At 73.7% G+C, this 8,619-nt stretch carries 9 protein-coding genes; 1 reads left to right on the top strand and 8 read right to left on the bottom strand.

All coding sequences use genetic code 11. From position 1 onward, the window contains the following. Nucleotides 1-59: 59 nt before the first annotated feature. The 4 genes from ACFW1A_RS34845 to ACFW1A_RS34830 all read right to left on the bottom strand — a co-directional run bounded on the left by ACFW1A_RS34845 (nucleotide 60) and on the right by ACFW1A_RS34830 (nucleotide 3,906). The gene (locus ACFW1A_RS34845) at nucleotides 60-329 is read right to left on the bottom strand and encodes a hypothetical protein (RefSeq protein ID WP_380416365.1); all 270 of its coding nucleotides are present in this window, start codon (nucleotides 327-329) and stop codon (nucleotides 60-62) included. A gap of 119 nt (nucleotides 330-448) precedes the next feature. Further along, nucleotides 449-805, bottom strand: coding sequence for a WhiB family transcriptional regulator (locus ACFW1A_RS34840; protein ID WP_380416372.1), 357 nt, complete (start codon nucleotides 803-805; stop codon nucleotides 449-451). Nucleotides 806-982: 177 nt separating this feature from the next. Next, nucleotides 983-1,420, bottom strand: a complete 438-nt coding sequence (locus ACFW1A_RS34835; protein ID WP_380416362.1) for a hypothetical protein — start codon at nucleotides 1,418-1,420, stop codon at nucleotides 983-985. Nucleotides 1,421-1,626: 206 nt separating this feature from the next. Continuing rightward, a complete protein-coding gene (locus tag ACFW1A_RS34830) occupies nucleotides 1,627-3,906 on the bottom strand; it encodes an ATP-dependent DNA helicase UvrD2 (protein WP_380416369.1) in 2,280 nt (759 codons plus the stop codon). Between the two features lie 290 nt (nucleotides 3,907-4,196). Here ACFW1A_RS34830 and ACFW1A_RS34825 point away from each other — a divergent pair, with 290 nt between their 5' ends. Next, nucleotides 4,197-4,451, top strand: a complete 255-nt coding sequence (locus ACFW1A_RS34825) for a mycoredoxin (protein ID WP_380416360.1) — start codon at nucleotides 4,197-4,199, stop codon at nucleotides 4,449-4,451. A 28-nt stretch (nucleotides 4,452-4,479) separates the two neighbouring features. Here ACFW1A_RS34825 and ACFW1A_RS34820 read toward each other — a convergent pair whose 3' ends face one another. The 4 genes from ACFW1A_RS34820 to ACFW1A_RS34805 all read right to left on the bottom strand — a co-directional run bounded on the left by ACFW1A_RS34820 (nucleotide 4,480) and on the right by ACFW1A_RS34805 (nucleotide 8,518). Further along, nucleotides 4,480-5,070 (bottom strand): GNAT family N-acetyltransferase, encoded by a 591-nt coding sequence (locus tag ACFW1A_RS34820; protein WP_380416357.1) that lies wholly within the window; start codon nucleotides 5,068-5,070, stop codon nucleotides 4,480-4,482. 51 nt (nucleotides 5,071-5,121) lie between these two features. Then, entirely contained in the window at nucleotides 5,122-5,928 is an 807-nt protein-coding gene (locus ACFW1A_RS34815) for a GntR family transcriptional regulator (RefSeq protein ID WP_380416355.1), read from the bottom strand. Between the two features lie 210 nt (nucleotides 5,929-6,138). Further along, nucleotides 6,139-7,071 carry an NAD(+) diphosphatase gene (nudC, locus tag ACFW1A_RS34810; RefSeq protein ID WP_380416352.1) on the bottom strand — a complete coding sequence of 311 codons (933 nt, stop codon included), beginning with the start codon at nucleotides 7,069-7,071 and terminating at the stop codon, nucleotides 6,139-6,141. 52 nt (nucleotides 7,072-7,123) lie between these two features. Next, nucleotides 7,124-8,518: a dipeptidase gene (locus tag ACFW1A_RS34805; protein ID WP_380416350.1), complete on the bottom strand. Its 1,395-nt coding sequence runs from the start codon at nucleotides 8,516-8,518 to the stop codon at nucleotides 7,124-7,126. Between the last annotated feature and the right edge of the window lie 101 nt (nucleotides 8,519-8,619).

The raw sequence follows: 8,619 nt of genomic DNA, 5'->3' as shown, positions 1-8,619 counted from the left end.
CCCTTCGGGACCGCCGGGGCACCGCCACCGGAAGCGTCGGGTCGGCCGTGCTGCGCGGCTCAGAGCACCGCGGCAGCCAGCACCTTGCGTGCCCGGAGCGAGGCGCGCTCCGCCTTGCGGCGCAGCTTGGCGACCCGCATCGCCCGCAGCGCCAGGCGTTGGTCCTCCGCCTCGAGGAGGCGGTCTTGCATATGGGCACGGGCCAGGTTTTCCTGCAGTAGATGCATCTCAAGGGTCCTGTTCTGGATCGAAAGTTCGGTGGACTGCTCGGCGCGGGCCTTGGGCCCTGCGGTGATCGCCATGTCGTGGTCCTGCTCGTGGTGCGTCATCGGGTAGGTGGTCTGAACCGCGGCATCAGCCTGGGCATGGGCGATGCGTACGGAGTGGCGCAGGGCGCCGTCCGCCGGGGGGCATTCCCGGGGGACTGTCGCTGCTCGAAGTGCGGGGTTCACGCCGAAACCTCGGTCTTGCGCGGGCGGCCGCGCGGCCGCTTGCGGGCCACCACGACACCCTGGACGAACAGCTCGCCACCCCAGACGCCCCACGGCTCGCGGCGGTCGAGGGCGCCGGTCAGGCAGGCCTCCTTGACCGGGCAGGTGCCGCAGAGGGACTTCGCGTACTCCACGTCGGCCGGGGTCTCGGCGAAGAAGACCTCGGGGTCGAAGGAGCGGCAGGGGATGGGAGCGCCGAGCGTCTCGGTGTCGTCGAGCGAGGTGAGCTGCATGAGAGAGCCTTCCGGAGGGGGGAACGGAGCGGGAGCGGCCGGGATCGGCGTTGCCGGTACGGACGGGAGGGGCGGTGTGATGACCGTGGACACTGGTGGCGTCTTCCTCGTCTTGGTGTGGTTCCGGTCCAGCTGACTGGTCTGGCTGGACCGGAGGCCCCGGGGGGCCTTGGGTGGTCTGTCGTACCGGACAAAACAGAAGGGCCGCGGATCCCGAAACGGGTTCCGCGGCCCTGGAGTGGCCCACCTGAGGGTTACTCAGGTTCGCTTCCTCCAGGGTTCAGGCCCGCGGAAGGCCCGGCTCCGGATGGCCTCGGCGCCCGCAAAGGCGGCCTTGGCCTCGTTGATCAGCTGCTCGTCCTGCTCGGCGGCTCCGGCACCGATGACCTGCAGATAGGCGCCATGCTTGGCCGCCGCTTCCACTGCCTTCGGTGCCTTGGTCGGTCGCTCGTCGCGCATCACACGCGCCGCATCGACGGAGACCTCGCCCCAGCCCAGGAACAGACCCGTCTCGACACCCGTCCCCAGGACACTGGGGGCGAGGAGGGCGCTGAGCAGTCCGGCGCACGAGGCACCGGTACCGCCGGCAGCACCGCCACGGATGGCGTCGAGACCCAGACCGCCGGCGACGCCGGACAGCGAGGCAACGGCAGAGGTCTGGCCAGTCATTTTGGTGATCATCTGGTTCGTTCCCACTGTCTTCGCCTCCCTCGGCGTCTCGCGGTGCCCAGTCCCCCGGGCGCCGGTGTTCGGATGTCTGTCGGTCGTGCTCCTGCCGGGGCAGGGGTCAAGCAAGATCATGCGCAGGGGAAAGCCAGGTCAGGATGCTCCCGAGAGGCTTCGCGGTCTGGTTCCCCTTGACCGCTCCGGCAGGCTATTGCGCTTCGTGCACAGCGCGCAAACTATTTTTCCGGCGAGTTTCGGGACTCGTCCTCGGCGAGGTCCGCATCGACCTCACCCGAGGGGTCGTCCGTCTCAGCGGCCCGGTCCACCTCGGGGTCTTCCCCCGAGCACAACGACAGCACGTCGGCCCCGTACTTGTCCAGCTTCATGGCACCGACCCCGGAGATCTGGGTCAGTTCCGACACACTTGTCGGCACGTCCTCGGCGATCGCCATCAGGGTGGCGTCGGTGAAGACCACGTAGGCGGGGACGCCCTGCTCCTTCGCGCGGCGCGAGCGCCACTCGCGCAGCCGCTCGTACAGCCCCTCGTCCATCCCGGAGGGGCAGTCCTCGCAGCGCCGCAGCTTGCGCTCCACCGCCTCGGTCAGGGTGCGCCCGCAGACCCGGCAGCGGACCGGTCCGCGCGGCGCCCGGCGCGCCGCCGAGCGCTCCACCGAGCCCTCCCCGCTGCCACGCGCCCCCGCACGGGCGCCGCCCGCGCCGGAGCCCGGCCGCAGCCCGTCCAGGAAGCGGGTGGGCTTGCGCCCCGCCCGGCCGCCCGGCGAGCGGGCCAGCGCCCAGGAGAGGGTCAGGTGCGCCCGCGCACGGGTCACCCCGACGTAGAGCAACCGGCGCTCCTCCTCCAACTGCTCGTCGGTCTTCGCGTAGATGATCGGCAGCGTGCCCTCGGTCAGGCCGACCAGGAAAACCGCGTCCCACTCCAGGCCCTTGGCGGCGTGCAGCGAGGCCAGCGTGGCCCCCTCGACCGCGGGCGCGTGCTGGGCGGCGGCCCTGGCGTCCAGCTCGGCCACGTAGGCGGGCAGGTCGGCCGGCTCCCCGGCCGCCCGGCGCCCGGCCTCGAACTCCTCGGCGAGCCGGACCAGCGCGGCCAGCGACTCCCACCGCTCGCGCACTGCGCCGGAGCCGGCCGGCGCCGTCGCGGTGAAGCCCCGGGTGGCCAGCACCGCCCGCACCTGGGCGGCCAGGTCGGGCGCGTCCGCGGTGAGCGGATCGCTGCCGGCCCGCGCCGCACCGCGCAGCAGCAGCCCGGCCTCGCGCACCTCGGGCCGCTCGAAGAACCGCTCGGCGCCCTTGAGCTGGTAGGCCAGGCCCAGGTCGGCCAGCGCCTGCTCGTAGATCTCGGACTGGCTGTTGGTGCGGAACAGCACCGCGATCTCGCTGGCCCGCACCCCCTGGTCGATCAGCTCCTTGATCCGGTGCGCGGTGGCCTCGGCCTCGGTCGGCTCGTCCGCGTACTCGACGTAGACCGGCTCGGGGCCGCCGGGACGCTGCGAGACCAGCTCCAGCCGGTGCCGGGCGGCCGCGCCCCGGGCCTGCGCGAGCAGGCCGTTGGCCAGGTGCACCACCTGCGGGGTGGAGCGGTAGTCGCGCACCAGCTTCACCACCGTGGCGTCGGGGTGCTTGGTGCGGAAGTTCAGCAGGTAGTCGGGGGTCGCCCCGGTGAAGGAGTAGATGGTCTGGCTGGCGTCGCCGACCACGCACAGGCCGGCCCCGGCCCCGCCGCCGGTCCACTGGTCCAGCAGGCGCTGCTGCAGCGGCGAGACGTCCTGGTACTCGTCGACCGTGAAGTGCCGGTACTGGGCGCGCACCCGCTCGGCGATCTCCGGGCGGTCCTCCAGGATGGCGGCGGTGAGCAGCAGCACGTCCTCGAAGTCGATGACGTTGCGGTCCCGCTTGGTCTGCTCGTAGGTCGCGTAGACCCGGGCGATCTCGCCCGGGTCGCGCGGGGCGTCGCGGCCGGCCTTGGCCACCGCCACCGGGTAGTCGTCCGGCACGATCTGGGTGACCTTGGCCCACTCGATCTCGCTGGTCAGGTCGCGCAGCTCGGAGCGCTGCACCCGCAGGCCGCTGCGCCCGGCCGCCTCGGCCACCAGCTGCACCTTGCGCTCCAGCAGCCGGGGCACCTCGCCGCCGACCGCACGCGGCCAGAAGTACTGCAGCTGGCGCAGCGCGGCGGAGTGGAAGGTGCGCGCCTGCACCCCCTCGGCGCCGAGCTGGCGCAGCCGGCCGCGCATCTCGCCGGCGGCCCGCGCGGTGAAGGTCACCGCGAGCACCTGCTGGGGCTGGAACACCCCGGTGCGCACCCCGTAGGCGATCCGGTGGGTGATCGCCCTGGTCTTGCCGGTGCCGGCGCCGGCCAGCACGCAGACCGGCCCGTGCAGGGCCGTGGCGACCGCGCGCTGCTCCGGGTCCAGCCCGGCCAGCACCGCGTCCGGATCGCTCGGGCGGGCGCCGTACCAGCCGGCACCGCCCGGTCCGCCGAACCCGCCGCCGTCCATCGAGAGCTCCTCCTGCATGGGCTCCATCCTCTCAGCCCCACCGGGTCGACCCACCCGGTGCCGGACATCCTGGCAGCCCCGACCGACACCGCGCGGCCCGTTGTCCACAACCCCGGCAGGATCACCACACCGTCGGTTCCTCGTACCGAACGCTTGTCGCACCCGGGCTGTGGACGGCGCCGCGCGGAATGGCCGGGCGAGCGCGTACGTTGTGCGTCGCGGCGGCCCGCGTCCGGCGGCGCCGCCTCGTCGCACCCCGACGGACCCACCCCGGCGAAGGAGCCTGTTCGATGTCCGGCAGCGTCACGATGTACAGCACGACCTGGTGCGGCTACTGCAACCGCCTCAAGAGCCAGCTCGACCGCGAGGGCATCGCCTACACCGAGATCAACATCGAGCAGGACCCGGCCTCGGCCTCCTACGTCGAGTCGGTCAACGGCGGCAACCAGACCGTCCCGACCGTCCTGGTCACCAGCGTCAGCGGCGAGCAGGCCGTGATGACCAACCCCAGCCTGCTCCAGGTCAAGAAGGCGCTGGCCGCCTGATCCGGGCCGGCCGTGGCCGCGCCGCGCGTCAGGGGCGCGCGGCGCGCCAGTCGGCGGCCGTGAGGGCGTAGCGGACCCGGTCCCGGCTCCCGGTCGGGAAGACGATGGCGGCCGGCTCCACGCCCACCTCGGTGAAGCCGAGCCGCTCGGCCAGCGCCCGGCTGCGCAGGTTGCCCACCTCGGCGGTCAGCTCCACCCGGTCCATCCCCAGCGGTCCGAAGGCGTGCTCGATCAACACCTCGGCCCCGCGGCGGACCAGGCCGCGCCCCTCGTGGTCGGCGTCGATCCAGTACCCCAGCTCCGCCCGGGACTCGGTGCGGCCGATCCGCAGCCCCAGCGAGCCGACGATCCGGTAGCCGCCCCCGGGCACCGCCACGCCTATCGCCACCGGCAGCTGGGTCCCGGCCAGCCAGCCGTGCGCGGCCTGTTCCAGGAACTCCCGGGTCCCGTCCGGCTCCGGCACGGCGACGGCCCACGGCTCCCAGCGGGCCAGGCGCTCGTTGTTGGCCACCAGCACGGCGTGGTAGGCCTCGGCGATCTGGGCGGTGCGCGGCATCAGCACCGCCCCGTCACCCAGTGGGTGCGTGAAGAATGCGGTGGTCACGGCGTCGGCGGCCATGGTGTCTCCCCTCGTTGACCGACCGTCAGCCTACGGAGGGCCGACCCCGGGTCAGCGGCTGCCCCGCGCCTGGAGCTCGCCGAGCCCGTAGACCAGCCGGCAGCGGTCCGCCGAGTAGCGGGTCTCGATCACCCGCACCGGGCCGCGCGCGTCGTAGGTCACCCGGGTCTGCACCAGCAGCGGGACCCCGGGCCCGCCCTGGAACCACTGCGCCTCCTCCGGCCCGGGCATCCGGGCCACCAGCTGGTCCACCGCGCCGATCTCCTGCCGGCCCAGCGCCGCCAGCACCGCCTCGTCCCCGCCCGGCACCGGATCCGGTTCCATCAGCGCGGTGCCCGCGGCCACCCCGGCCCGGTAGTGGCTCTCCTCGATCGAGTAGGGCTCCCGGTCCAGCAGCCGCAGCTGACGGCGCACCACCACCGCCTCGCCCGGCCGCAGCCCGAGCCGGTCGGCCACGTCCACCCGGGCCCGCACGATCAGCATCTCGAACTCCGCGCTGAGCACCCGCCCGGCCGCGTCCGCCTCGGCGCTGTACACCTCGCTCGGCGCCGCCAGGCCGTCCCGCTGGGTGGGCACCGGCAGCGGCGCGGCCGGCGGCCCGTAGGCCCGGTGGTCCAGCATCGGGTGCTCGCGCAGGAAGGTGCCCTTGCCCTGCAGCCGGACCAGCCGCCCCTCGTTGACCAGCACGTCCACGGCGAGGCGCACGGTGTTGCGGGCCACGCCGTACTGCTGCTCCAGCTCGGCCTCCACCGGCAGCGCGGTGTCCGCCCGCCACTCGCCGGCCGCGATCCGCCGCCGCAGGTCGGCGGCCAACCGCTGGTACTTGGGGGACGAGACGCTGCCACTGGAGAGGGTCACCCTGGAAATGTAGCGATCGGGGTGACGGCCTTTCAGCTAAACCGACCATAACTGGCCATGATTGGTCCGCGGGCTCCGTCCCGGACCGACCGCGGAACGTTCCTGACCAGTGTGAATGAACAGTTCTGCAGCACCGCCCAGGTATTCCGTGTGCAATGCAGCAAGAAGGGGCGTGCGATCTAATCGCACGCCCCCAAATCATTCACTCCGTCACCACCGCGCCGTCTGCGGTATCGGCTCTCCGTACCACGTCTCGATCAGGTGCCGGGCGATCGAGATACCGGTCGGCGGCACGATCTCGCCCGATTCCCAGCCGGCCCGCAGGTCCTCCCGGGAGAACCAGCGCGCCTCGGCCAACTCCTCGCCGTCCACCGCGATGCCGGCCCCGCCCGGGGCCACCTTGCCGACGAAGCCCAGCATCAGGCTGGCCGGGAACGGCCAGGGCTGGCTGGCCACGTAGGCGACCTCGCCGACCCGGACCCCGGCCTCCTCCAGCACCTCGCGGGCCACCGCCTGCTCGATCGACTCGCCCGGCTCGACGAACCCGGCCAGGGTGGACCAGCGTCCCTCCGGCCAGAGCGCCTGCCGGCCCAGCAGGCAGCGGTCCTGCTCGTCGGTGATCAGCATGATCACCGCCGGGTCGGTGCGCGGGTAGTGCTCGGCCGCGCAGGAGGTGCACCGGCGCAGGTGCCCGGCGCCGGCCTTCTCGGTCGGGTGCCCGCAGCGCGAGCAGAAGCTGTGCAGCCGGTGCCAGTGCTCCAGGGCCACCGCGTGCACCAGCAGCCCCGCGTCCCGGGCCGACAGCGACCCGCCGACCTCGCGCAGCCCGGCCGGGCGGGCGTCGCCGTCCAGCCGCCCGGGCAGCGCCTCGCCGGCCGTCGCGAAGTAGCAGACCCCGTCCTCGTCGGTGCCCAGGAAGTACCGGTCGCCGCTCTGCGGCGCCTCGAAGGAGGGCAGCAGCACCAGCTCGGAGCCCTCCGCGGTGTCCACCACGAACGCCTCGCCGCCGGCGATCGGCAGCACCTTGGTGCTCGGGTGGCTCCAGGCCGCGGCCAGCCACGGCTCGTCCAGCCGGTGCTGCGCCGCCCGGTCCACCCCCGCCCGTGCCAGGGCCAGCGGGCGTGCGGTCTCAGGCTTGCTCATCGTGCTCCGTCCCCGTGTCGCGCACTCGTCGTCATCTCTGCGTCCACCGGGCTCAACGGTGGCTCTCGGCCAGGTCGCCCCACAGGTAGGCGGCGGCCTCCACACCCTTGAGCAGCAGGTCCAGCTCGACCTTCTCGTCCACCGAGTGCCAGCCGTCCGAGGGCACCGAGATGCCCAGGAAGAGCACGGTGGCGCCCAGCACGTCGCGCAGGTCGGCGGCCGGTCCGGAGCCGCCCTCCCGGGTGAAGAGCACCTCCTGCTCGAAGGCCCGCTCCATCGCCCGCACCGTGGAGCGCAGCGCCGGGTGGTCCAGCGGGGTCAGGCAGGGCCGGGTGATGCTGCCGAAGTGCACCCGGTGCCCGATCCCGGCCGGCACCCGCGCGGCCACCCAGTCCCGCACCGCCTGCTCGATCCGCTCCGGGTCCTGGCCGGCGACCAGCCGGAAGGAGAGCTTGAGGTGCGCCTCGGCCGGCACGATGGTCTTGGTGCCGGGGCCGGTGTACCCGCCCCAGACGCCGTTCACCTCGGCGGTGGGCCGGGCCCAGATCCGCTCCAGGGTGGAGAAGCCGGCCTCGCCCTGCAGCCCGTGCGACTTCGCGGTGGCCAGCCAGCCGGCCTCGTCGAACGGCAGCTTGGCGAACAGCTCGCGCTCCTGCTCGGTCAGCTCCACGATCCCGTCGTAGAAGCCGGGCACCGCGATCCGGCGCTGCTCGTCGTGGAGCGCGGCGGCCAGCTCCGCGGCGGTGGTCGCCGGGTTGGGCACCGCACCGCCGAAGGACCCGGAGTGGATGTCGCTGTCCGGGCCGGTCAGGTCGATCTGGCAGTCCAGCTTGCCGCGCATGCCGGTGCAGACGGTCGGGGTGCGCTCGTCCCACATGCCGGTGTCCGAGACCACCACCAGGTCGGCCGCCAGCCGGTCGGCCTCGCGGCGGATCAGCGCGCCGAAGTTCGGCGAGCCGGACTCCTCCTCGCCCTCGATCAGCAGCTTCAGGTGGACCGCCGGCGCGGTGCGGCCGGTGGCGGCCAGGTGCGCCCGCAGGCCCAGGGTGTGGAAGAAGACCTGGCCCTTGTCGTCGGCGGCGCCGCGGGCGTGCAGCCGGTTGCCGACCACGGTCGGCTCGAACGGCTCGGTCCGCCAGCCGTCCGCCCTGGCGGCCGGCTGCACGTCGTGGTGGCCGTAGACCAGCACGGTGGGCACCCCGGCCTCGCCCGCCGGCCACTCGGCGAAGACCGCCGGCAGCCCGTCCGTCTCCCAGACCTCCACCACCGGGAACCCGGTCTCGCGCAGCTTCGCCGCCAGCCACTCGGCCGACCGGCGCACGTCGCCGGCCCGGTCCGGGTCGGCGGAGACGGAGGGGATGCGCAGCCAGTCGGCGAGGTCGGCCAGGAAGGCCTCCTGGTGCTGGGCGATGTAGGAGCGGACGACGCTGTCCGGGGTTTTCGTCATACGGACGACCTTAGTTCGCCCGACCGGGTCGGTGGGGCCGCCGGCGGGGGGGCCGGGCCGCCGGGCGCCCGGGGGGGGGGGGGCCCCCCCCCCCCCCCCCC

The sequence above is a fragment of the Kitasatospora sp. NPDC058965 genome (genome assembly GCF_042741245.1).
Classification (GTDB): Bacteria; Actinomycetota; Actinomycetes; order Streptomycetales; family Streptomycetaceae; genus Kitasatospora.
Note: the sequence above shows the minus strand (reverse complement) of the source record. Positions and strands in the feature narration are given on the sequence as shown.